21 protein-coding genes are annotated in these 22388 nt (G+C 63.4%); 11 read left to right on the plus strand and 10 right to left on the minus strand.

Annotated features, from left to right (window positions below; translation table 11 throughout):
* Positions 1–400 precede the first annotated feature (400 nt).
* Together ACNFG0_RS16125 and ACNFG0_RS16130 are read left to right on the plus strand one after the other, a co-directional pair.
* Positions 401–2044 (plus strand): acetolactate synthase large subunit, encoded by a 1644-nt coding sequence (locus ACNFG0_RS16125; RefSeq protein WP_196146229.1) that lies wholly within the window; start codon positions 401–403, stop codon positions 2042–2044.
* Between the two features lie 140 nt (positions 2045–2184).
* Positions 2185–2736: a UPF0149 family protein gene (locus ACNFG0_RS16130; RefSeq protein WP_416765596.1), complete on the plus strand. Its 552-nt coding sequence runs from the start codon at positions 2185–2187 to the stop codon at positions 2734–2736.
* Positions 2737–2908: 172 nt separating this feature from the next.
* Here ACNFG0_RS16130 and ACNFG0_RS16135 read toward each other — a convergent pair whose 3' ends face one another.
* The 3 genes from ACNFG0_RS16135 to ACNFG0_RS16145 form a co-directional block, all read right to left on the minus strand.
* Positions 2909–4162 (minus strand): ribonucleotide-diphosphate reductase subunit beta, encoded by a 1254-nt coding sequence (locus ACNFG0_RS16135; RefSeq protein ID WP_084858667.1) that lies wholly within the window; start codon positions 4160–4162, stop codon positions 2909–2911.
* 555 nt (positions 4163–4717) lie between these two features.
* The gene (locus ACNFG0_RS16140; RefSeq protein WP_268867039.1) at positions 4718–4852 is read right to left on the minus strand and encodes a hypothetical protein; all 135 of its coding nucleotides are present in this window, start codon (positions 4850–4852) and stop codon (positions 4718–4720) included.
* Between the two features lie 162 nt (positions 4853–5014).
* The gene (locus ACNFG0_RS16145) at positions 5015–7894 is read right to left on the minus strand and encodes a ribonucleoside-diphosphate reductase subunit alpha (RefSeq protein WP_196146231.1); all 2880 of its coding nucleotides are present in this window, start codon (positions 7892–7894) and stop codon (positions 5015–5017) included.
* Positions 7895–8577: 683 nt separating this feature from the next.
* On the opposite strand from ACNFG0_RS16145, the gene ACNFG0_RS16150 reads away from it, so the two are divergent.
* Together ACNFG0_RS16150 and ACNFG0_RS16155 are read left to right on the plus strand one after the other, a co-directional pair.
* A complete protein-coding gene (locus ACNFG0_RS16150; RefSeq protein WP_416765598.1) occupies positions 8578–9291 on the plus strand; it encodes a response regulator in 714 nt (237 codons plus the stop codon).
* Positions 9288–10892: an ATP-binding protein gene (locus ACNFG0_RS16155; RefSeq protein WP_416765600.1), complete on the plus strand. Its 1605-nt coding sequence runs from the start codon at positions 9288–9290 to the stop codon at positions 10890–10892. The genes ACNFG0_RS16150 and ACNFG0_RS16155 overlap by 4 nt, the downstream gene beginning before the upstream one ends.
* 3 nt (positions 10893–10895) lie before the next feature.
* On the opposite strand, the gene ACNFG0_RS16160 is transcribed toward ACNFG0_RS16155, so the two are convergent.
* Positions 10896–11597, minus strand: coding sequence for a 4'-phosphopantetheinyl transferase family protein (locus ACNFG0_RS16160; protein WP_416765601.1), 702 nt, complete (start codon positions 11595–11597; stop codon positions 10896–10898).
* 58 nt (positions 11598–11655) lie between these two features.
* On the minus strand, positions 11656–12447 hold the full coding sequence (locus ACNFG0_RS16165) for a dienelactone hydrolase family protein (protein ID WP_416765603.1): 792 nt from the start codon (positions 12445–12447) through the stop codon (positions 11656–11658).
* Positions 12448–12581: 134 nt separating this feature from the next.
* Here ACNFG0_RS16165 and ACNFG0_RS16170 point away from each other — a divergent pair, with 134 nt between their 5' ends.
* The 4 genes from ACNFG0_RS16170 (at position 12582) to ACNFG0_RS16185 (ending at position 17037) form a co-directional block, all read left to right on the plus strand.
* The gene (locus tag ACNFG0_RS16170) at positions 12582–13184 is read left to right on the plus strand and encodes a hypothetical protein (protein ID WP_416765604.1); all 603 of its coding nucleotides are present in this window, start codon (positions 12582–12584) and stop codon (positions 13182–13184) included.
* 133 nt (positions 13185–13317) lie between these two features.
* Positions 13318–13995 carry a response regulator gene (locus ACNFG0_RS16175; RefSeq protein WP_416765605.1) on the plus strand — a complete coding sequence of 226 codons (678 nt, stop codon included), beginning with the start codon at positions 13318–13320 and terminating at the stop codon, positions 13993–13995.
* Positions 13992–15338: an ATP-binding protein gene (locus ACNFG0_RS16180; RefSeq protein ID WP_196167311.1), complete on the plus strand. Its 1347-nt coding sequence runs from the start codon at positions 13992–13994 to the stop codon at positions 15336–15338. Before ACNFG0_RS16175 ends, ACNFG0_RS16180 begins: the two co-directional genes overlap by 4 nt.
* Positions 15339–15714: 376 nt before the next feature.
* Positions 15715–17037, plus strand: coding sequence for a dicarboxylate/amino acid:cation symporter (locus tag ACNFG0_RS16185; protein ID WP_196146239.1), 1323 nt, complete (start codon positions 15715–15717; stop codon positions 17035–17037).
* A 260-nt stretch (positions 17038–17297) separates the two neighbouring features.
* Here ACNFG0_RS16185 and ACNFG0_RS16190 read toward each other — a convergent pair whose 3' ends face one another.
* Positions 17298–17792 (minus strand): SprT family zinc-dependent metalloprotease, encoded by a 495-nt coding sequence (locus ACNFG0_RS16190; RefSeq protein ID WP_196146240.1) that lies wholly within the window; start codon positions 17790–17792, stop codon positions 17298–17300.
* Between the two features lie 128 nt (positions 17793–17920).
* Positions 17921–18520 (minus strand): Yip1 family protein, encoded by a 600-nt coding sequence (locus tag ACNFG0_RS16195; RefSeq protein WP_070091748.1) that lies wholly within the window; start codon positions 18518–18520, stop codon positions 17921–17923.
* 254 nt (positions 18521–18774) lie between these two features.
* Here ACNFG0_RS16195 and ttcA point away from each other — a divergent pair, with 254 nt between their 5' ends.
* Complete coding sequence (ttcA, locus tag ACNFG0_RS16200) at positions 18775–19599, plus strand: tRNA 2-thiocytidine(32) synthetase TtcA (RefSeq protein ID WP_196146241.1); 825 nt, start codon at positions 18775–18777, stop codon at positions 19597–19599.
* 4 nt (positions 19600–19603) lie between these two features.
* Positions 19604–20275: a DNA-3-methyladenine glycosylase I gene (locus ACNFG0_RS16205; RefSeq protein ID WP_196156077.1), complete on the plus strand. Its 672-nt coding sequence runs from the start codon at positions 19604–19606 to the stop codon at positions 20273–20275.
* Between the two features lie 111 nt (positions 20276–20386).
* Here the strand turns inward: ACNFG0_RS16205 and ACNFG0_RS16210 are convergent, their stop codons facing one another.
* From ACNFG0_RS16210 to arsC, 3 genes are read right to left on the minus strand one after another with little or no spacing between them, the layout of a single operon-like run.
* A complete protein-coding gene (locus tag ACNFG0_RS16210) occupies positions 20387–20800 on the minus strand; it encodes a DUF2069 domain-containing protein (RefSeq protein ID WP_196146243.1) in 414 nt (137 codons plus the stop codon).
* Positions 20793–21398, minus strand: coding sequence for an NAD(P)H:quinone oxidoreductase (gene wrbA, locus ACNFG0_RS16215; protein ID WP_196146244.1), 606 nt, complete (start codon positions 21396–21398; stop codon positions 20793–20795). The genes ACNFG0_RS16210 and wrbA overlap by 8 nt, the downstream gene beginning before the upstream one ends.
* The gene (arsC, locus tag ACNFG0_RS16220; RefSeq protein ID WP_416765608.1) at positions 21395–21748 is read right to left on the minus strand and encodes an arsenate reductase (glutaredoxin); all 354 of its coding nucleotides are present in this window, start codon (positions 21746–21748) and stop codon (positions 21395–21397) included. The genes wrbA and arsC overlap by 4 nt, the downstream gene beginning before the upstream one ends.
* An 85-nt stretch (positions 21749–21833) precedes the next feature.
* Between arsC and ACNFG0_RS16225 the strand changes: the two genes are divergently transcribed.
* Complete coding sequence (locus tag ACNFG0_RS16225) at positions 21834–22301, plus strand: TlpA disulfide reductase family protein (RefSeq protein ID WP_196146246.1); 468 nt, start codon at positions 21834–21836, stop codon at positions 22299–22301.
* Positions 22302–22388: the final 87 nt, after the last annotated feature.

Genomic DNA, 22388 nt, shown 5'->3' on the forward strand with positions numbered 1-22388 from the left:
CGCCGATGGTAGTGTGGGGCTTCCCCATGTGAGAGTAGGTCATCGTCAAGATTCATTTCGCAAAACCCCTATCTGCGCGAGCAGGTAGGGGTTTTGTCTTTCCGGCGTCTGATAACCGCGCCCGGGGTCTACGGCCGCTGCGCGCCCGATTCGCGGCACAAGGCCGCTCCTACAGGGCCCGTGTTTCTCTTAAGCAAATCTCTTTTGCGCAATCCGCCGCTTATCTTCTCGCCAACAGCTGCGACAATTAATGCCGATAATTGACGTGACTTTCCTGCATACAGCCTACGTCAAGGCTTAGGTTCCGCGGATCCTTACCTGCGGACATAGCGATGCCAGCGTACCGTGCTGCGCATTCCTGGACTTCACCACCGTCCTATCATTTGAGGTAGCAAGCAAGATGGCCAAGGCCGCCGATGTCGTTGTGCAATGCCTGGAAAACGAAGGTGTCGAGTATGTGTTCGGCATTCCCGGCGAGGAGAACCTCGACCTGCTGGAATCCCTGCGCAAGTCGAAGATCAAGCTGGTCCTGACCCGTCACGAGCAATCCGCAGGCTTCATGGCCGCCACCTATGGCCGCCTGACCGGCAAGACCGGTGTCAGCCTGTCGACCCTGGGCCCCGGCGCCACCAACCTGGTGACCGCCAGTGCCTACGCCTACCTGGGCGGCATGCCGATGATGATGATCACCGGCCAGAAGCCGATCAAGAAGTCCAAGCAGGGCCGTTTCCAGATCATCGATGTGTGCGGCATGATGGACCCCATCACCAAGTACACCCACCAGTTCGCCTCGGCCGACAACATCCCTGCCCGTATGCGCGAAGCCTTCCGCCTGGCTGAAGAAGAAAAGCCGGGTGCCGTGCACCTTGAGCTGCCGGAAGACATCGCCGCCGAGCAGACCGATGCCATGCCGATCCAGCCGAGCCTGCACCGCCGTCCGCTGGCCGAGCACGTGGCCATCGAAGCCGCCATCGAGAAACTGCGCACTGCCCGCAGCCCCATCCTGGTAATCGGCGCCGGTGCCAACCGCAAGATGACCGCCAAGGTTCTCAAGCAACTGATCGACAAGACCGGCATCCCGTTCGTCACCACCCAGCTGGGTAAAGGTGTGGTGGACGAGCGCCACCCTAGCTTCCTCGGCAACGCTGCACTGTCGTCCGGTGATTTCGTCCACCGCGCCATCGAAGCGGCCGACTTGATCATCAACATCGGCCACGACGTCATCGAGAAGCCGCCATTCTTCATGGTGCGCGGCGGTACCGAAGTCATCCACGTCAACTTCCGCTCCGCCGAAGTCGATGCCGTGTACTTCCCGCAGATCGAAGTGATCGGCGACATCGCCAACGCCGTCTGGCAGATCGCTGAAGGCCTGGGTGACACCTCGCACTGGGACTTCACCCGCCTACTGGCCATCCGCGAAGCCAACGAAGCGCAGATCGCAGAAGGCAAGGACGACGACCGCTTCCCAGTCTACCCGCAGCGCCTGGTTGCCGACATCCGCCGCGTATTGCCGTCCGAAGGCATCGTCGCGCTGGACAACGGCATCTACAAGATCTGGTTCGCCCGTAACTACAAGGCCCACAAGCCCAACACCGTGCTGCTGGACAACGCCTTGGCGACCATGGGCGCAGGTCTGCCGTCGGCGATGGCGGCACACCTGGTCTACCCGGACCGCCCGGTGATCTCGGTGTGCGGCGACGGCGGCTTCATGATGAATAGCCAGGAGTTGGAAACCGCGGTTCGCCTGGGCATGCACATCACCGTGGTGATCCTGCGTGACGACGGTTACGGCATGATCCGCTGGAAGCAGGCCAACATGGGCTTCACCGATTTCGGCCTGGACTACGGCAACCCGGACTTCGTCAAATACGCCGAAGCCTACGGTGCCAATGGTCACCGCGTGGAAAGCGCCGAAGGCCTGCTGCCGCTGCTCGAGCACTGCATCAAGACCCCAGGCGTGCACGTGATCGACTGCCCAGTGGACTACAGCGAAAACGACCGCATCCTCAACCAGGAGCTGCGTGAGCGCGCGCTGGCGGTATAACGCCTGAGCCCAGATCGCGGGCAGGCCTATTCCCACAGGTACATCACAGGCCTGGTGGGGCTTGCCCGCGATTGTCATTATCCAGTCAACCCATCCCCCCATGTGTTAGGGTGCATCCAAATATCCTTTGGACGTAACCCATGTTCCCTGCGCTCAGCGATAAAGAATTCGACCGTCTGGAAGACCTGCTGATCACCTACGGCAATGACTTCTCCGTGCTCAACCTGGCCGAGCTCGATGGCTTCTTCACTGCCCTGGCCAGTTCCCCGATCAGCATCCTTCCCGAACAATGGCTGCCGGCCATTTCTGGCGGCAAGGTACCCAAGTTCAAGAAGCCGGCCGATGAAGAGGCCTACACCGCCTTGATGCTGCGTTATTACCAGCAAAGAGCTGACGAGTTGGCCGAGCATCTCGACCACTTCGAGCCGGTGTTCGAAGAGAGCGAAGGCGAGGAGGGCCCGGCGATCATTCTGGAAGAATGGTGCTTCGGCTACATGCGCGGCACACAGGTCGCGGGCTGGGACGAGTTGCCGCCCGAACAGGACCGGCTGCTCAAGGCCATTTCGTTGCATGGCCTGGAAGACAACTTCGAACTGCTCGACTCCATGAGCTTCGACGAACATCAAGCGTGCGTCCCTCAGGTCGTAGAGGCCGCGCGTAGCCTGTATCGGTATTTCAAGCAGCGAAACTGACGCGATAAGGCCGGTATTTCCATGCTCCCACAGACGTCACCGTTCCCTGTAGGAGCGGCCTTGTGCCGCGATGGGCTGCGTAGCAGCCCCAGCAGTCTCACGATGGATACTTTCCACAAGGAAACAAAAAAGGCTGCCAAATGGCAGCCTTCTTCATGACGGGCTCGGACAATCAGTCCCAGCTCAACGCCCCACCGGTCTGATACTCGATAACCCGAGTCTCGAAGAAGTTCTTCTCCTTCTTCAAGTCCATGATCTCGCTCATCCATGGGAACGGGTTGGTCGTTCCTGGGTACTCTTCCTTCAGGCCGATCTGGGTCAGGCGGCGGTTGGCGATGAACTTGAGGTAGTCCTCCATCATCGCCGCGTTCATGCCCAGTACACCGCGTGGCATGGTGTCGCGGGCGTATTCGATCTCCAGCTGGGTACCCTGCAGGATCATCTGAGTCGCTTCTTCCTTCATCGCGGCGTCCCACAGGTGTGGGTTCTCGATCTTGATCTGGTTGATCACGTCGATGCCGAAGTTCAGGTGCATGGACTCGTCACGCAGGATGTACTGGAACTGCTCGGCGACGCCGGTCATCTTGTTGCGGCGGCCCATGGACAGGATCTGGGTGAAGCCGCAGTAGAAGAAGATGCCTTCCAGGACGCAGTAGTAGGCGATCAGGTTGCGCAGCAGCTCCTTGTCGGTCTCGACGGTACCGGTGTTGAATTCCGGGTCGGAGATGGCGCGGGTGTACTTCAGGCCCCAGGCGGCTTTCTTCGCGACCGATGGGATCTCGTGGTACATGTTGAAGATCTCGCCTTCATCCATGCCCAGCGACTCGATGCAGTACTGGTAGGCGTGAGTGTGGATCGCCTCTTCGAACGCCTGGCGCAGGATGTACTGGCGGCATTCGGGGTTGGTGATCAGGCGGTACACGGCCAGGGCCAGGTTGTTGGCCACCAGGGAGTCGGCGGTGGAGAAGAAGCCGAGGTTGCGCATCACGATGCGGCGCTCGTCCTCGGTCAGGCCGTCCATGCTCTTCCACAGGGCGATGTCGGCGGTCATGTTGACCTCTTGCGGCATCCAGTGGTTGGCGCAGCCGTCGAGGTACTTCTGCCAGGCCCAGTCGTACTTGAACGGCACCAGCTGGTTGAGGTCGGCGCGGCAGTTGATCATGCGCTTCTCGTCGACGCGCACGCGAGCGGAAGAGCCTTCCAGTTCGGCCAGGCCTTCGGCGATGTCGAGTTCGTTCAGGGCAGCCTTGGCGCGCTTGACGGCGTCGGAGTCGTCGGCGGTCGCTACGCGGGCTTCCTGGGCGGCGGCGTCGCCGGCGCTGTCCAGCTTGTCGAGGGTGGCGGCAGCAGCGTTGCCTTGTGCAGCGGCGTTGCCTTTGGCGGCGACTTCGCCGTCTTCCTTGTCGAATTCGTCCCAGCTCAGCATGGTTCCTGGCTCCTGCTAGAGGGTTGCGCGGGGCAACCGGTTGGATTTTAAGAAAGTGATGCCTGTACGCAAGGCCGTTACGGCGATAGGACAGCTCGAGAGGCTGACTCTCGTTTACATCTGAATATGTTCATGCCTGGCCAACCCCCGGAGGAGGGGCCAGGGCATGCGAATTGTGTAGTGCAACGACATGAAATGCGGGCCGGCCAAGCGCTTGACGTTGGCTTGTGTCAGGCAGCGGATCATTGTCTGAACCCTTTTTCGAGGGGGGCGAATTATAACGGAATCCGCTAGGGATCGGGACGTGCAGCATGCGGACGGTTGTATTTTTTCGACCGGTGAATGCGCGTTTCCGTTCACGAATTTCGTGTCGTTTTCTACGGAGGGAAAGTGTAGCTCTAACCTATATGTTGTGCCAGTTTAATTTTGTTGGCACAGGATATGGTGTTTTGGCAAAAGGCAGGTTGGCGGCCAATCGCCGACGAGCCGGCTTCCACAGGTGCAGCCTTTACACCGTACCTGTGGGAGCCGGGTTGCCGGCGATTGGCCGCTATTTCACTGGCTACACCGTTGACGCAGTGTTTCGACGATGTGCGTCTTTGGATGCTGGCGCGCCTCTTCGACCGTGGTGAAACGGCCGGTTTCGGCGTTGCGGCCTATCTTGCGTACTGCTGTTTTCTTCCGAGCCATCGATTGCCTTCCTTGTTGGGATAGAGGCCCGGCGCCGGGTAGCACCGGGTCTGGCTGTTTTATCCCTTGGCGAACGAGGTGTGCAGGGGGCACGACCTCTCGATGACGCGGATACAAAAATGCCGCAAAGGGCGCCCGAAGGCGCCCTTGCGGCATGGGGTGTTACTGACAGGCTTCGCAGTCTGGCTCGTCGATCGCGCAGGCCTTCGGCACTGGGGCTGGGCCCGCTGCCTGGACCGGGGCGCTGTCGCCGCCGCTGGAAACGGCGTTGAGCTTGCCGGTGTTGATGGTCGACTTCTCGGTGCTGGTGGCAGCCAGGGCACGGAGGTAGTAGGTGGTTTTCAGACCACGGTACCAGGCCATGCGGTAGGTCACGTCCAGCTTCTTGCCCGAGGCGCCGGCGATGTACAGGTTCAGCGACTGGGCCTGGTCGATCCACTTCTGGCGACGGGAGGCGGCATCGACGATCCACTTGGTCTCGACTTCGAACGCGGTGGCGTACAGGTCCTTCAACTCTTGCGGGATGCGCTCGATCTGCTGGACGGAGCCGTCGTAGTACTTCAGGTCGTTGATCATGACCGAGTCCCACAGGCCGCGGGCCTTCAGGTCGCGGACCAGGTACGGGTTGATCACGGTGAACTCGCCCGACAGGTTCGACTTGACGTACAGGTTCTGGTACGTCGGCTCGATCGACTGCGACACGCCGGTGATGTTGGCGATGGTTGCGGTCGGCGCGATGGCCATGATGTTCGAGTTGCGGATACCTTTCTTGACGCGCTCGCGGACAGGGGCCCAGTCCAGGGACTCTTCCAGGTTGACGTCGATGTACTTGGCGCCACGGGCCTCGATCAGGATCTGCTGGCTGTCCAGCGGCAGGATGCCCTTGGACCACAGCGAGCCTTCGAAGGTCTGGTAGGCGCCGCGCTCGTCGGCCAGGTCACAGGAAGCCTGGATGGCGTAGTAGCTGACGGCCTCCATCGACTTGTCGGCGAACTCGACTGCAGCGTCCGAGCCGTACGGGATGTGCTGCAGGTACAGCGCGTCCTGGAAGCCCATGATGCCCAAGCCGACCGGGCGGTGCTTGAAGTTCGAGTTCTGCGCCTGGGGCACCGAGTAGTAGTTGATGTCGATCACGTTGTCGAGCATGCGCACGGCGGTCTTGACGGTACGCGCCAGCTTGGCGGTATCGAGCTTGCCGTCATTGATGTGGTTCGGCAGGTTGATCGAGCCCAGGTTGCACACCGCGATTTCGTCGGCGTTGGTGTTCAGGGTGATCTCGGTGCACAGGTTCGAGCTGTGTACAACGCCCACGTGTTGCTGCGGCGAACGCAGGTTGCACGGGTCCTTGAAGGTCAGCCACGGGTGGCCGGTCTCGAACAGCATAGACAGCATCTTGCGCCACAGGTCCTTGGCCTGGACGACCTTGAACACCTTGATCTTGTTGTACTCGGTCAGGGCTTCGTAGTACTCGTAGCGCTCTTCGAAGGCCTTGCCGGTCAGATCGTGCAGATCAGGCACTTCCGAAGGCGAGAACAGGGTCCACTTGCCGTCGTCGAAGACGCGCTTCATGAACAGGTCCGGGATCCAGTTGGCGGTGTTCATGTCGTGGGTACGACGACGGTCGTCACCGGTGTTCTTGCGCAGCTCGAGGAATTCCTCGATGTCCAGGTGCCAGGTTTCCAGGTAGGCGCAGACAGCGCCCTTGCGCTTGCCGCCCTGGTTGACCGCCACGGCGGTGTCGTTGACCACCTTCAGGAACGGCACGACGCCCTGCGACTTGCCGTTGGTGCCCTTGATGTACGAGCCCAGGGCGCGCACAGGGGTCCAGTCGTTGCCCAGGCCACCGGCGAATTTCGACAGCATGGCGTTGTCGTGGATGGCCTTGTAGATGCCCGACAGGTCGTCCGGCACGGTGGTCAGGTAGCAGCTCGACAGCTGTGGACGCAGGGTGCCAGCGTTGAACAGGGTCGGGGTGGAGGCCATGTAGTCGAACGAGGACAGCAGGTTGTAGAACTCGATCGCACGGGCTTCCTTGTCCTTCTCCTGCAGTGCCAGGCCCATGGCCACGCGCATGAAGAATACCTGCGGCAGCTCGAAGCGCACGCCATCCTTGTGGATGAAGTAGCGGTCGTACAGGGTCTGCAGGCCCAGGTAGGTGAATTGCTGGTCACGCTCGTGGTCGATGGCCTTGCCCAAGCGCTCCAGGTCGTAGCCCTTCAGCGCAGGGTCCAGCAGCTCGAACTCGACGCCTTTCTCGACGTAGGCCGGCAGGGCCTTGGCATACAGCTCGGCCATCTCGTGGTGGGTGGCGCTGTCGGCGACGTTCAGGAAGCCCAGCGCTTCGGCGCGCAGGGTGTCCATCAGCAGGCGGGCGGTGACGAAGGAGTAGTTCGGCTCGCGCTCGACCAGGGTACGGGCGGTCATTACCAGGGCGGTGTTGACGTCCTTGATGGCCACGCCGTCGTACAGGTTCTTCAGGGTGTCGCGCTGGATCAGCTCGCCGTCGACCTCGGCCAGGCCTTCGCAGGCTTCGCTGATGATGGTGTTCAGGCGCGCCATGTCCAGCGGCGCCAGGCTGCCGTCGGCCAGGGTGATGCGGATGCTCGGGTGCGGCTCGACCACAGCGTCGGTGTGGGCGCGGGTGGCGCGCTCCTTGGCACGTTGCTCGCGGTAGATCACGTAGTCGCGGGCGACTTTCTGCTCGCCGGCGCGCATCAGGGCCAATTCGACCTGGTCCTGGATTTCTTCGATGTGGATGGTGCCACCCGACGGCATGCGACGCTTGAAGGTCGCCGTGACCTGCTCGGTCAGGCGTGCGACGGTGTCATGGATGCGCGACGAGGCAGCGGCCGTGCCGCCTTCAACTGCGAGGAACGCCTTGGTGATGGCAACGGTGATCTTGTCGTCGGTGTAGGGAACGACAGTGCCGTTGCGCTTGATCACGCGCAGTTGGCCCGGAGCGGTAGCAGCCAGATCCTGGTTCGAATCGGCGGCCTGCGGCACCTTCGCCTGCGGGTTCTCGCGAGTTGTGTCGGTTTGCATGGGTGGGTGTCTCCACAGTTTCTATATGTTCAGGCGCCTTTTGGGCGCCCACCGTTCCATCCACTAGCCTGGTGGCCAGAGCGGGGGACGCACATGCACGCGCGTCCGCCCGCTCGGGTATACCGACTTCGGGACAGACTCAGGAATAAGGGGCAATAACCTGCCGCTCCCTGGCCGAAGTCAAATGCTCTTGGCGCTGGGGCCAAAGCTGTTGCTCTCAATGCTTCCGCTGGAGCGGTTTGCTGGTGAAACCACGTTTAGTTCGGCCAGAAAAATCGCTTGAATTTCTGTGCCGACTGGTGTTGGCGATAATGGGCCAAACCCAATATCTAGTGGTTCGCTGCGATGGGGATACAAGATAATGCGGTCTTGGGGGCTTTGCAAGGCGGGCATCTGTGGATAACTTGTGCGTACTTTGTGTGTGATCCGTGGGTATGCGCTGTAGGCCTTGTCCTAGCTGGCCTTCACTTTTTTTCTGCGTCCTGATGCCCTATCGCGGATTTTTTCGGGTGCGAACCCTATCACGAAACACGCTTCGATCCAGGCCCTGCGACAGGCGGCTTGGCATGGTTGGCAGGGCGGGGTGCGGCACGTAGTATCGGCAGGCATTGTTGCCTTTTGGTTACGCGGCACCGCCAACCCACCGGCAGCTCCAGAACAAGAATAAACAGCAAAGGCGATTCATGGACCAGCCCAGCAACCGGATTTTGATCGTCGAGGACGACCAGCGCCTGGCCGAGCTCACTGCCGAATACCTGCAGGCCAACGGTTACGAGGTCGCGGTGGAAGGTGATGGTGGCCGGGCCGCGCGGCGCATCATCGACAGCCAGCCAGACCTGGTGATCCTCGACCTGATGCTGCCCGGCGAAGACGGCCTGAGCATCTGCCGGCGCGTGCGTGGCCTGTACGCAGGCCCGATCCTCATGCTTACCGCCCGCAGCGACGAGCTCGACCAGGTGCAGGGCCTGGACATGGGCGCAGACGACTATGTCTGCAAGCCCGTGCGCCCACGCGTGCTGCTGGCGCGGATCACCGCCCTGTTGCGGCGCAGCGAGGCACCGGAAGCCAAGCGCCAGGAACTGGTCTTCGGCGCCTTGCGTATCGACAGCCGCCTGCGCGAAGCCTGGCTGGGCGAGCAGGCGATCGACCTGACCAGCGCCGAGTTCGACCTGCTCTGGCTGCTCGCCAGCCACGCTGGCCGGGTGTTGTCGCGCGAGGAGATCTTCACCTCCCTGCGCGGCGTGGGCTACGACGGCCAGGACCGCTCCATCGATGTGCGCATATCAAAGATCCGCCCCAAGATCGGTGACGATCCGATCCACCCCCGCTTGATCAAAACCTTGCGCAGCAAGGGTTACCTGTTCGTCGGCGAGGCCGCCCAGGCCGCGGTGCCATGAATTCGATCTTCCTGCGCATCTATGGCGGCATGCTGGCCGTGCTGGTGCTGGTGGCGATACTCGGCGTGCTCAGCCTGCACCTGGTCAACCAGGTGCGAGCCGAGCAGCACCGCGAGCGGTTGGCCCAGGGCACGTTCAGCCTGATGGCCGACAACCTGGCCGTGCAGGACCCGGTGGAGCGCAAGCGCTCGCTGTTGATCTGGGAACGTTTGCTCGGCGTGCCGTTGGACGTGCAGCCAGCATCGGCTTTCACCCTCGACGGCAGCCAGCGCGCGCGACTGCGACGTGGGCTGGTGGTGGTGGAAAAAACCGGCCCCCATGCGGTGCAGGTGCTGCGCCAGATCGGCAACGAAGAACAGTTGCTGGTGGCCGAGGTCAAGCAGGTCAGCGAACAGCTTGCTCGCGCCACCCTCTACCTGCTGGCGGACGAGCTGGTGCGCTACCCGGTGACCGAGCAGCAACGGCGCCTGGCCGAGCTGAAGGAAAGCAAAGGCTTCGGTTTCAATGTCGCCTTGCAACGCCTGGAGCGGGTCGGCCTGGACGATGACCAGCGGCGGCGGGTGGAGGAAGGCGACACGGTGATGGCGCTGGGCAAGGATGGCGACTCGATGCGCGTCTTCTCAGGGTTGACCGGGTCGCCCTGGGTGCTGGAGATCGGGCCGCTGTACCAGCTCAACCCGTATCCGCCACAATTGTTGATCCTCATTGCCTTCCTTGGCCTGTGCCTGATCGGCCTGGTGGTCTACCTGCTGGTGCGTCAGCTGGAGCGGCGCCTGTCGGGGCTCGAAGTCGCCGCCACGCGCCTGGCCCAGGGCAGCCTGGACACCCGCGTGCCGGCCGGCGATGCCGACTCGGTGGGGCGTCTGGCCGAAGCCTTCAACGGCATGGCCGAGCACCTGCAGCGGTCATTGACCATGCAGCGCGAGCTGGTCAGGGCCGTGTCCCACGAGTTGCGTACCCCCGTGGCGCGCCTGCGCTTCGGCCTGGAGATGATCGAGAGCGCTGACACCGAGCAGGCCAGGGCCAAGCACCTGGCCGGCATGGACAGCGACATCCAGGACCTGGACAAACTGGTCGACGAGATGCTGACCTACGCCCGCCTGGAACAGGGCACGCCGGCGCTGAAGTTCCAGGCGGTGGACCTCGATGCCTTGCTGGCGCGGGTGATCCAGGAACTCTCGCCCCTGCGCGCCGAGGTCAAGGTGGTGCGTGGCGCATGCCAGGGTGGCCAGGCGGGCGGCGCCTGGGTCGAGGCCGAGCCACGCTACCTGCATCGCGCCTTGCAGAACCTGGTGGGCAACGCTATGCGTCACGCCGAAAGCGAAGTGCGGCTGAGCTACCAGTTGGGGCAGGAGCACTGCCGGATCGATGTCGAGGACGACGGGCCAGGGATCCCCGAGGGCGTGTGGGATCGCATCTTCACCCCGTTCACCCGCCTGGACGACAGCCGCACCCGCGCCTCCGGCGGACATGGCCTGGGCCTGTCGATCGTGCGCCGGATCATCTACTGGCATGGCGGGCGGGCGATGGTGGGGCGCAGCCAGACGCTGGGCGGGGCGTGTTTCAGTCTTAGCTGGCCCAGCACCCGGGCGCTATCCTGAACCCTATACGCTGATCAGGCTGAGCAAGGCGCCATCGCGAACGCTGAACTGGCCTTCGAGCTCTCGACCACTGCGCCACTGAGCCGACAAGTCGGTAAGCAGGCGCAGCCGGGCCTGCCCGTCGTTGGACCATTCCAGCAGTTCAGCGTGTTCGAAATAGAAACGTTGCCGGGTCAGGGGGTAGAGCGCCTTGAACAGGCTTTCCTTGAGCGAGAAGGTCAAGGTAACGGCCAGGCCGAGCTGGTTGCGATCCAGGCGCTGCAGCTCCGGCGGGGTGAGGATTTCCCCCGCCAGCCGGTCGGCGCGCGCGTCATCGAGCAGGGTCTCCTGGTCCAGGCCCAGGCCCTGAATATCGCCGTCGGCGGCCACCACCGCCGCCGCCCAGCCCTTGCCATGGGTGATCGAGCCGTGGATGCCGGTCGGCCAGATCGGCGAGCGGTCTTCATGGGTACCCGGCACGTAGTCACGCCCGTCCAGTTGCTGCAGCGCGGTGCGGGCGCAGACTCGGCCGGCCAGGTATTCGGCCTGGCGCTTGGCCACCGAGCGTTGCAGGCTGGCGCTCTGCTCGACATCGGCGCGCTGGAAGTCGTCCACGGCCAGGCGGCTGGGGTCGAAGGTACAACTGACCAGCACCGCGCCTGGGACTGGGCGGGGCAGGGGCCAGTGGTGCTGGGGTGGGGTGCAGCAGGTAGGAAGTCTGGTCATGGCGGCTATTGTGCCAGCGCTCGGTCATTTTGGGGCCGCGACGCGGCCCCGGTAATCCTCAATCGAACACTTTTTGGAAAAACGCCTGCATATCCGCCCACGAACTCTCGTCGGCCGCCTTGCTGTAGCCGATATCCGGCCCACCATGCCCGCCATGGCTCAAGCGATCGGCATCGGGGTTGGTGAACCCATGCTTGGCCCCTGGAATGCTGACGAACTCGAAACTGGCCCCCGCCGCATCCATTTCCTTCTTGAATGCTTCCACCTGCTGCTCGGTGACCATGCTGTCGGCCGCGCCGTGCTCGACCAGCACCTTGGCCTTGACGCTGCCGGGTGTGGCAGGCGTCTGGGTGGCCAGTGCGCCATGGAAGCTCACCACGCCGGCAAGAGGCTCGCCGCGCCGTGCGGCATCGAGCACGACCTTGCCACCGAAGCAGTAGCCGACGGCGCCGAGCTTGTCCTTGTCGGTGTAAGGCTGTAGCTGGAGCAGTTCAAGGCCGGCATCGAAACGCTTGGCGGCCGCCTTGGGGTCTTTCATCGCGGTCGCCATGAAGGCCTGGGCGTCCTGGGGATGCTCGGTGTTCTTGCCATTGCCATACATGTCGATGGCCAGGGCGCTGTAGCCGAGGGCGGCGAGGTCCCGGGCACGGCGCTTGGCATAGTCGTTCAGGCCCCACCATTCATGCACCACGACGATACCCGGGCGCTTGCCATCGAGGGCATCGTCATAGGCGTAGTAGCCCACCAGGCGCTGGCCTTCGGCATCCTGGTAAGGGATTTCACGGGTCTGCACAGCCGCCTGCGCGAGGGTGGTGCTGCATAACAAGGCCAGGGCAAGCAGGGAACGCATGGTCGGTACCTCCTTTTCGGTAAAGGGCGGGCTCGTTCAGCCAGGGTTCAGCCAGGGTTCAGCGGCGGTTCAGGGCGTCCTCCCTACTCTAGCCCCCAGACCGAAACAACGCATCCAACTGGAGTACCAAACCCATGAAAGCACTCAACACCCTGATGGTCGCCATGGCCGTTTGCGCCGCCAGCCTCACCGCCCAGGCCGCCGACGACACCTTCGCCAGCCTGACCTACGGCCAGACCAGCGATAAAGTACGCAAGTCCGGCTTGCTGCAACGCAATACCGAGCACCTGAATACCGACGGCATCATCGGCAAGGACGGTACCTGGGGCGTGCGCCTGGGCAAGATCAACGACGACGCCCGCTACTACATGACCTACGACAACGTCTCGGGTGACCACAGCGGCATCAAGCTGCGCCAGGAAAACCTGCTCGGCAGCTATGACCGGTTCCTGCCGGTAGGCGATACCACCAAACTGTTCGGTGGCGCCAGCCTGGGCCTGACCAAGCTGACCCAGGAATCCACCGGCTACAGCCGCGACACCGACCTGGGTTACGCCGTGGGCCTGCAGGCCGGCGTGCTGCAGCAAATCACCGACAATGCCTCGGTGGAGCTGGGCTACCGTTACCTGCGCAGCAATGCCAGCACCGAGCTGGCCGGGCACGGCGCAGCCAAGGCCGGCGCCCTGCGCCTGACCAGCAGCGCCCAGACTTACCTGTCGGCTAACTACAGCTTCTGATCTGGCAGGGGGCCGGACATTCACTGGTATGCTGTGCCGGCCCTATCGCGGGGCAAGCCCGCTCTCACAAGACCTGTGGGGGCGGGCTTGTCTTGCGATAGGGGCTGACAGGCAATGAAGCAAGGAGAGTGACATGAAATTGCTGGTGGTCGAGGACGAAGCGCTGCTGCGTCATCACCTGTACACGCGCCTGAGCGAAAGCGGGCACGTGGTCGAGGCGGTGGCCAATGCCGAGGAAGCGCTGTACCAGGCCGAGCAATACAACCACGATTTGGCCGTGGTCGACCTGGGCCTGCCGGGCATGAGCGGGCTGGACCTGATCCGCCAGCTGCGCAGCCAGGGCAAGCGTCTCCCGATCCTGATCCTCACCGCGCGCGGCAACTGGCAGGACAAGGTCGAGGGCCTGGCCGCCGGCGCCGACGACTATGTGGTCAAGCCATTCCAGTTCGAGGAACTGGAGGCGCGTCTCAACGCCTTGCTACGACGTTCCAGCGGCTTCACCCAGTGGACCATCGCCGCCGGCCCGCTGGTGCTGGACCTCAACCGCAAGCAGGCGACGCTGGATGAGCACCCCCTGGCCCTGACCGCCTACGAATACCGCATCCTCGAATACCTCATGCGTCATCACCAGCAGGTGGTGGCCAAGGACCGGCTGATGGAACAGCTCTACCCCGATGACGAAGAGCGCGACCCCAACGTCATCGAAGTGCTGGTCGGCCGCCTGCGGCGCAAGCTCGAGGGCGACCGAGGCTTCAAGCCCATCGATACGGTGCGCGGCCTGGGCTACCTGTTCACCGAGCGCTGCCGATGATCCGTTCGCTGCGCCTGCGCCTGATGCTGGCGGCGGCGCTGCTGGCCCTGCTGTTCATGCTGGCGCTGCTGCCGGCCTTGCAGAAGGCCTTCAGCCTGGCCTTGCAGGAGTCGATCGAGCAGCGCCTGGCTTCGGATGTCACCACCTTGATTTCCGCGGCGCGCATCGAGCATGGCCAGTTGCAGATGCCCGAGCTGCTGCCTGACGAGCGCTACAACCTGCCCTATACCGGCTTGCGCGGCTATATCTTCGACCGTGACGGCAACCTGGTATGGCGCTCACGCGCCACCTCCGAGCAACACATCAACTACCACCCGCGCTATGACGGGCGCGGTAACGAGTTCGACCGCATCCGCCAGGACGATGGCGAGGAATACTTCGTCTACGACGTGGAGATCAAGCTGCTCGGCGGCAAGAGCGCGGCCTACAGCATCGTCGCCCTGCAACCGGTGCGCGACTACCAGCACACCCTCGATGGCCTGCAGGAAAAACTCTACCTGGGCTTTGGTGCCGCATTGCTGGTGCTCATGCTGTTGCTCTGGGCCGGCCTGACCTGGGGGCTGCGCTCGCTGCGCCGGCTGAGCGTGGAGCTGGACGAAGTGGAGGCGGGCGCGCGCGATGGCCTGAGCCGCGAACACCCCCGCGAGCTGCTGCGCCTGACCGGCTCGCTCAACCGCCTGCTGCGCAGTGAGCGCGAGCAGCGCCAACGTTATCGCGACTCGCTGGATGACCTGGCGCACAGCCTCAAGACCCCGCTTGCGGTGCTGCAAGGGGTCGGCGAAAGCCTCGGGCAGGGCAACAGCGAGCGCGAGCAGGCGCGGGTGCTGCAAAGCCAGATCGAGCGAATGAGCCAGCAGATCGATTACCAGCTGCAGCGTGCCAGCCTGCGCAAGAGCGGCCTGGTGCGTCACCGGGTGCAACTGCGGCCGGTGCTCGACAGCCTGTGCAGCACGTTGGACAAGGTCTACCGCGACAAGCGCGTGGCGGTCACTTTGGACGTTCCCGAGCGTGCCTGGCTGCCGATGGAGCAGGGCGCTGCGCTGGAGTTGTTCGGCAACCTGCTGGAAAACGCCTACCGCTTGAGCCTCGGCCAGGTGCGGGTGAGCTTGCAGCAGGCACCTGGGCAACTGGCGCTGTGCGTCGAGGACGATGGCCCCGGAGTGCCGGCCGACCAGCGCGAACGCATTCTGCAGCGTGGCGAGCGGCTCGATCGCCAGCACCCAGGGCAGGGCATTGGTCTTGCGGTGGTCAAGGACATCATCGACAGCTACGACGCCGAGCTGAGCCTGGACGACTCGCCCTTGGGCGGCGCGGCCTTTCGAATCGTCTTCCACCTGGACTGAGCGTTGTCAGCATCGCGGGGCGAGCCGGCCCCCGCTCCCAAGGTTGACAGTGCCCCTGAGCGGGCTGGTCCCGCGATGAACTCAACACCAGCCGGGCGGATTCCCGCCATCTCCCTCGTTCCAAGCCTGCCTGCGGGCGGAAATCCGCCAACTCCCTCCTGCGTGACTGCCCAACCTTTGGGCAAGAAAAGCCCTGAAACACGGGCCTTGCACCCATTGTGAGCACATTGGCATCGGCCTTGCTATTAACCTGGCATCGGCCTGCCCAGGCAGCTCGACCACAACGACAAATCCCTCCAGGTGCAGGAGGGTTCGCGCTTTAGGTGCCCCGACACCCTGGGAAGGGTGGGCCTGGCACACTTGAGGAAAATGAGCCATGACGACACGTCAGCCGCTGTACAAATCGCTGTATATCCAGGTGTTGGTCGCCATCACCATCGGTATCCTGCTCGGTCACTACTACCCGGAAACCGGCGTCGCCCTCAAACCTCTGGGTGACGGATTCGTCAAACTGATCAAGATGGTCATCGCCCCGATCATCTTCTGCACCGTCGTCAGCGGCATCGCTGGCATGCAGAGCATGAAGTCGGTCGGCAAGACCGGCGGCTACGCGCTCCTGTACTTCGAAATCGTCTCCACCATCGCCCTGATCATCGGCCTGGTGGTGGTCAACGTGGTCCAGCCGGGCGCCGGCATGCACGTCGACGTCAGCACTCTGAATGCCAGCAGTGTGGCCGCCTATGCCGCCGCCGGCGCACAGCAGACCACCGTCGGCTTCCTGCTCAACATCATCCCCAACACCGTGGTCGGCGCCTTCGCCAATGGCGACATCCTGCAGGTGCTGATGTTCTCCGTGCTGTTCGGCTTCGCCCTGCACCGCCTGGGCAGCTACGGCAAGCCGGTGCTGGACCTGATCGACCGCTTCGCCCATGTGATGTTCAACATCATCAACATGATCATGAAGCTGGCTCCGGTCGGTGCCTTCGGCGCCATGGCCTTCACCATCGGCCAGTACGGCGTGGGCTCGCTGGTGCAGCTGAGCTACCTGATGATCTGCTTCTATGTCACCTGCCTGCTGTTCATTCTGGTGGTGCTGGGCAGCATCTGCCGCTTCCACGGCTTCAGCGTACTCAAGCTGATCCGCTACATCCGTGAAGAGCTGATGATCGTGCTCGGCACATCCTCCTCGGAGTCGGCGCTGCCACGCATGCTGGCCAAGATGGAGCGCCTGGGTGCCAAGAAGTCCGTGGTGGGCCTGGTGATCCCGACCGGCTACTCGTTCAACCTGGACGGCACCTCGATCTACCTGACCATGGCCGCGGTGTTCATCGCCCAGGCGACCGACACCACCATGGATATCACCCACCAGATCACCCTGCTGCTGGTGCTGCTGATTGCCTCCAAGGGCGCTGCAGGCGTCACCGGTTCCGGGTTCATCGTGTTGGCTGCCACCTTGTCGGCGGTGGGCCACCTGCCGGTTGCGGGCTTGGCGCTGATCCTGGGTATCGACCGCTTCATGTCCGAAGCCCGAGCCCTGACCAACCTGATCGGCAACGCCGTGGCCACCGTGGTCGTGGCCAAGTGGGTCAATGAACTGGATACCGACCAGCTGCAGGCCGAGCTGGCCTCCGGCGGCGCGCCGCTGGCCGACGCCCGCCCGGTCGACGACCTGGGTGTGGCCGAAGGCCCGGCGCGTTGATTCATTAGGGCTGCTATGCAGCCCATCGCCGGCAAGCCGGCTCCCACAAGTGACGTGTCAGCCTTGAGGGCAGCACTGTCCTTGTGGGAGCCGGCTTGCCGGCGATGGGCGCGCAGCGACCCACAGGCATTAACCTTCTTTATGCCTATGGTGTCTGTGCCGGCCCTATCGCGGGGCAAGCCCGCTCCCACAGGTCCCTCGCTGAATGACAGAGCAGCGGGGCACCTGTGGGAGCGGGCTTGTCCCGCGATAGCGGTACTTCATTCGACGCGGGTTTCGCCGCTGTACACTAAAATCTCCCTGCACCGCCGGCACAAGTAGCGTCGCCCCTGGCGCACCAGCTTGTGCCGCTGGGCCGTGAACGGGAAATCGCTTTCCGGGCACGGGCAACGGTAGATGTAGCGCGTCACCACCCGCCGCTGAACCTCATAGTTGTGGCAACGATTGGGTGGCAGCTCGTAGACCCCGCGCATGATCAACTGCCATTCCTCGCCATGGGCCTGGATACGGTCGCCGAACAACTGGTGCGCGACCAGGTGCGCGACCTCATGGGCCACGGTCTGGCGCAGGAAGTCTTCCTGGTTCTCGCGGTACAGCTGCAGGTTGAAGCGCAGCAGGTTCTCGTGCAGATGGGCGACACCGGCCTTCTGGCCGCGCAGCTTGAAGCTGACTTCCGGGCGGGGGAAGGGGCGTTTGAAGAAGGCTTCGGCTTGCTGGTAACAGGTTTCGACGCGTTGTTTGAGCAGCTCGGGCATGGCGGGGTGGTTCTCCTGGCCGGGCCATTATGCCGCAAGCGCTCCGTGCCTGCCGAGCCACCGGTCAGCGCACAGCCTGGGGCCGCCTCGATGGCGGCCCCAGGTGATGCTCCCGTGTCGCGGTGGATCTAGTTGGTATAGACAGGCCCCACACCCAGCCCCCAGATGATCACCGTGGCGGCCATGATCGCCACCAGCACCACCAGGCCCACCGCCAGCACGGAGCTGGAGAACAGGAAGCCTTCGTCGGTGGGGATGTTCATGAAGGTCGGCAAGCCGACGTAGAGCAGGTAGACCGTGTAGCAGATGGCCGCCGTGCCCACCAGCATGCCTAGCCAGAGGTGCGGGTAGAGCGCCGCCAGGCCGCCGATGAACAGCGGGGTGGCGGTATAGGTGGCAAAGGCCACGCACTGTGCCATGGACGGCGTGGCATCGTAGGTGCGGGCCATCCAATGGATGAAGGCGCCCATGACCGCGACCCCGGCGAGCATCGCCAGGTAGGACATGATGCTCATCCATAGCGCGCTTTCCATGGTCAGCATCACCGCCGGTCGATCGCCGATGACCCAGCCGACCTGGGTGGTGCCGATGAAGGCCGACACGGCAGGGATCGCTGCCAGTATCAGCGTATGGGTCAGGTACATGTGGCTGATGCTTTCGTCCTCGCCACGGATCTCCTTCCACTCCTGGTCAGGGTGGGTAAACAGCCCCAGAACGTGATGGATCATGCCGGTCACTCCTATCGTCGTTGTCAAACGCCCCCCAAATGGAGCGCTTGCGGCCCGAGGCCCTGGACACCGATGCAAGCGGTCGTGTGGCCTTATCAGGCAGTATAGGAAGCCGTTGCCAGCAAAAAACCGGCTTTTTAGAGCAAATTGCGCTGTCAGGCGCGCCCTTGATTCTTTATCGGAATGGCCTACGCCTGTGCTCGGTTTGTGCGTAAAATAGCCCGCTTTTGTCACACCTCGCGGATCCAAGCGCTATGGGCACCCTCTCGGTCAACCAGAACAAACTGCAAAAACGCCTGCGTCGTCTCGCCGGCGAAGCCATCACCGACTACAACATGATCGAGGATGGCGACAAGGTCATGGTCTGCCTGTCCGGCGGCAAGGACAGCTACACCATGCTCGACGTTCTGTTGCACCTGCAGAAGGTGGCGCCGATCACGTTCGAGATCGTCGCGGTGAACATGGACCAAAAGCAGCCGGGCTTCCCCGAGCACGTGCTGCCGGCCTACCTCGAGACCCTGGGCATCGAGTACCACATCGTCGAGAAGGACACCTACTCGGTGGTCAAGGAACTGATCCCCGAAGGCAAGACCACCTGCTCGCTGTGCTCGCGCCTGCGTCGCGGCACGCTCTACACCTTCGCCGACGAGATCGGCGCGACCAAGATGGCCCTGGGGCACCATCGCGACGACATCGTCGAGACCTTCTTCCTCAACATGTTCTTCAACGGCTCGCTCAAGGGCATGCCGCCGAAGCTGCGCGCCGACGACGGCCGCAACGTGGTCATTCGCCCGCTGGCCTACTGCAGCGAGAAGGACATCCAGGCCTACTCGGACATGAAGGCATTCCCGATCATCCCGTGCAACCTGTGTGGCTCCCAGGAAAACCTGCAGCGCCAGGTGGTCAAAGACATGCTGGTGGAATGGGAGCGCAAGCACCCCGGCCGTACCGAGAGCATCTTCCGTGCCCTGCAGAACGTGGCGCCGTCGCAGCTGGCTGACCGCAACCTGTTCGACTTCACCAGCCTGAAGATCGACGAGAACGCCACCCCGCGCTTTCTCGACGTGCTGAACATCTGAGCCCATGCGCGACTACCAGTGGCTGCATGAGTACTGCCTGAACCGCTTCGGCTCCGCCCAAGCCCTCGAAGCGTTCCTGCCGCAGCCGCGCACCTCAGCCCAGCTGCGCGACATCGGCGATGACCGCTACCTGTCGACGCTGGCCCTGCGCGTGTTCCGCGCCGGGCTCAAGCACAGCCTGGTGGACGCCAAGTGGCCGGCGTTCGAGCAGGTGTTCTTCGGCTTCGAGCCGCAGAAGGTGGTGCTGATGGGCGCCGAGCATCTGGAGCGGCTGATGCAGGACGAACGGATCATCCGCCATCTGGGCAAGCTCAAGAGCGTGCCGCGCAATGCACAGATGATTCTCGATATCGAGAAGGCGCACGGCAGTTTCGGCGCATTCATCGCCGACTGGCCGGTGACCGACATCGTCGGGTTGTGGAAGTACCTGGCCAAGCATGGCAACCAGCTGGGTGGACTCTCTGCGCCACGCTTCCTGCGCATGGTCGGCAAGGACACTTTCATCCCCACCGATGACATGAGCGCGGCGTTGATTGCGCAGAAAGTGATCGACAAGCCGCCGACCAGCCAGCGCGACCTGGCATTGGTGCAACAGGCCTTCAACCAGTGGCATGCAGAAAGCGGGCGACCGCTGTGCCAGTTGTCGGTGATGTTGGCGCATACCGTCAACCATTGAGACCGTGCGGGGCAAGCCCGCTCCCACAGGGTCTGCAAAATCAAATAGTTATGCGTTGTTCTATGAGAGCGGGCTTGTCCCGCGATTGGGCTGCGCAGCAGCCCAGATGCCTCAACGCCCTTCGCCCGCCAGGCGCCGCTCATGCTGGAACTTCCAGCGCACATACAGCAGCGCACTGACGAACAACCCCAGGCTCACCAACACCTCGACCCAGCCGAACACCGCTCGCGCCGGGTCGAACGCTGCCAGCACGCCCTTGATGAAATAGAGATTCACCACGAAGCAGGTCCAGGCATGGGCCCGGGCGCCGCCCATCAGCATGCCAGGCAGCAGCACGAGCAGCGGCACCAGTTCGATCGCCAGGATCACCTCGACCCGCGCCCCGTGCAGGTCGGCGAACCACAGATTGTTCACCACCAGCAGGGCGATCAGGCCGAAGAAGAACGCCAGGCTCGATGCCCGGGCCAGGCGCAGGCGCGGTGCCAGCCATTCCAGCGGCGGCAACACCTTCGGCTTTTTAGCCACGTTCGCCCCCCAGTGCCTTGGCGGTATTCGCCAGGCGTTGGCCGAGGGCACGGCACAGGGCGATTTCGTGCGGGTCCAGCTCGCGCTTGCCGTCGGCCCCGGCATGGTGGCTGGCGCCATAGGGCGTACCGCCGCCGCGGGTCTCGAGCAGCGCCGACTCGCTGTAGGGCAGGCCCAGCACCAGCATGCCGTGGTGCATCAGTGGCAGCATCATCGACAGCAGGGTGGTTTCCTGGCCGCCGTGCAGGCTGGCGGTGGAGGTGAACACCGCTGCCGGCTTGCCGACCAGTTCGCCGCCCAACCACAGGCTGCTGGTGCCGTCGAGGAAGTACTTCAGCGGCGCGGCCATGTTGCCGAAGCGGGTCGGGCTGCCCAGGGCCAGGCCTGAGCAATGGCGCAGGTCGTCGAGGGTGGCATAGAGTGCGCCACTGGCCGGGATGTCCGGCGCCACGGCTTCGCACTCGGTGGAGATCGCCGGCACGGTGCGCAGGCGCGCCTCCAGGCCGGCCATCTCGACGCCTCGGGCGATGTGCCGGGCCATCTCGCTGGTCGAACCATGGCGACTGTAGTAGAGGACCAGGACGTAGGGCTCGCTCACGGCAGGATCTCCAGCACTTTCTCAGGCGGACGGCCGATCACGGCCTTGTCGCCGACGACCAGGATCGGCCGTTCGATCAGTTTTGGGTGCTGGGCCATGGCCTCGATCAGTTGCGCGTCGGTCAGTGCTGGGTTGGCCAGGTCCAGGGCCTTGTATTCGTCCTCGCCGGTGCGCAGCAGTTGGCGTGGGGCGATGCCCAGCTTGCCGAGCAGAGCCTTGAGCGTGGCGGTGTCCGGCGGGGTTTCCAGGTAGCGCACGATGGCCGGGGCCAGGCCGCGCGCTTCGAGCAGTTCCAGGGCGCCGCGGGATTTCGAGCAGCGCGGGTTATGATAGAGGGTCAGATCAGTCATGACGGGTCGCATCCAGCTGGGTGTGGCGGCTATTCTAACCGCAGCGACTGTGTAGTTTGCTTGAATCTTCTAGAAGGATTGACCCATGGCAAGGCGTTTGGCAGCCCTATTGGCCATCACCGCGAGCCTGTTGCTCGGCGGTTGCGGTGCGGATTACGGCGTGGACCAGCACGGTAATACGGTAAAGGCCGAGCAGATCGACGGGCACTGGGTAGTGCTCAACTACTGGGCCGAGTGGTGCGGCCCGTGCCGTACGGAAATCCCCGAACTCAATGCAGCGGCCAAGCAGTGGGAAGCCCAGGGCATCAAGGTGGTGGGGGTGAACTTCGACGGGCTGCAGGGGCAGGACCTCAAGCAGGCGGCCGAAACCCTCGGCATCGCCTTCACCGTGCTCGCCCAGGACCCGGCCGAGCGCTACGAGCTGCCGCGCAGCGAGGCGCTGCCGGTGACCTACATCATCGACGACCAGGGCAAGGTGCGTGAACAGTTGATGGGCGAGCAGACGCTCGAAGGGCTGCAAGCCAAGATCAAGGCGCTCAAGGGCGGCGCTTAATGGCTGTCAGTTCAGGACGCGGGGCGCTGCACGCCCATCGCCGGCAAGCCGGCTCCCACAAGTAACGCGTCAGCCTTGAGGACAGCA

Origin of the sequence: Pseudomonas sp. NY15372 (genome assembly GCF_048068215.1) — a bacterium.
GTDB classification, from domain to species: Bacteria; Pseudomonadota; Gammaproteobacteria; order Pseudomonadales; family Pseudomonadaceae; genus Aquipseudomonas; species Aquipseudomonas guariconensis_A.

Bases quoted from the DNA above. Each gene is read 5' to 3' on its own strand.
- ACNFG0_RS16160 (WP_416765601.1), bottom strand. From the start codon at position 11,597: ATGACCAGACTTCCTACCTGCTGCACCCCACCCCAGCACCACTGGCCC.
- arsC (WP_416765608.1), bottom strand. From the start codon at position 21,748: ATGACTGATCTGACCCTCTATCATAACCCGCGCTGCTCGAAATCCCGC.
- ACNFG0_RS16195 (WP_070091748.1), bottom strand. From the start codon at position 18,520: ATGATCCATCACGTTCTGGGGCTGTTTACCCACCCTGACCAGGAGTGG.
- ACNFG0_RS16165 (WP_416765603.1), bottom strand. From the start codon at position 12,447: ATGCGTTCCCTGCTTGCCCTGGCCTTGTTATGCAGCACCACCCTCGCG.
- ACNFG0_RS16205 (WP_196156077.1), top strand. From the start codon at position 19,604: ATGCGCGACTACCAGTGGCTGCATGAGTACTGCCTGAACCGCTTCGGC.
- ACNFG0_RS16175 (WP_416765605.1), top strand. From the start codon at position 13,318: ATGAAATTGCTGGTGGTCGAGGACGAAGCGCTGCTGCGTCATCACCTG.
- ACNFG0_RS16150 (WP_416765598.1), top strand. From the start codon at position 8,578: ATGGACCAGCCCAGCAACCGGATTTTGATCGTCGAGGACGACCAGCGC.
- ACNFG0_RS16130 (WP_416765596.1), top strand. From the start codon at position 2,185: ATGTTCCCTGCGCTCAGCGATAAAGAATTCGACCGTCTGGAAGACCTG.
- ACNFG0_RS16125 (WP_196146229.1), top strand. From the start codon at position 401: ATGGCCAAGGCCGCCGATGTCGTTGTGCAATGCCTGGAAAACGAAGGT.
- ACNFG0_RS16170 (WP_416765604.1), top strand. From the start codon at position 12,582: ATGAAAGCACTCAACACCCTGATGGTCGCCATGGCCGTTTGCGCCGCC.
- ACNFG0_RS16190 (WP_196146240.1), bottom strand. From the start codon at position 17,792: ATGCCCGAGCTGCTCAAACAACGCGTCGAAACCTGTTACCAGCAAGCC.
- ACNFG0_RS16140 (WP_268867039.1), bottom strand. From the start codon at position 4,852: ATGGCTCGGAAGAAAACAGCAGTACGCAAGATAGGCCGCAACGCCGAA.
- ACNFG0_RS16155 (WP_416765600.1), top strand. From the start codon at position 9,288: ATGAATTCGATCTTCCTGCGCATCTATGGCGGCATGCTGGCCGTGCTG.
- ACNFG0_RS16180 (WP_196167311.1), top strand. From the start codon at position 13,992: ATGATCCGTTCGCTGCGCCTGCGCCTGATGCTGGCGGCGGCGCTGCTG.
- ACNFG0_RS16145 (WP_196146231.1), bottom strand. From the start codon at position 7,894: ATGCAAACCGACACAACTCGCGAGAACCCGCAGGCGAAGGTGCCGCAG.
- ACNFG0_RS16225 (WP_196146246.1), top strand. From the start codon at position 21,834: ATGGCAAGGCGTTTGGCAGCCCTATTGGCCATCACCGCGAGCCTGTTG.
- ttcA (WP_196146241.1), top strand. From the start codon at position 18,775: ATGGGCACCCTCTCGGTCAACCAGAACAAACTGCAAAAACGCCTGCGT.
- ACNFG0_RS16185 (WP_196146239.1), top strand. From the start codon at position 15,715: ATGACGACACGTCAGCCGCTGTACAAATCGCTGTATATCCAGGTGTTG.
- ACNFG0_RS16135 (WP_084858667.1), bottom strand. From the start codon at position 4,162: ATGCTGAGCTGGGACGAATTCGACAAGGAAGACGGCGAAGTCGCCGCC.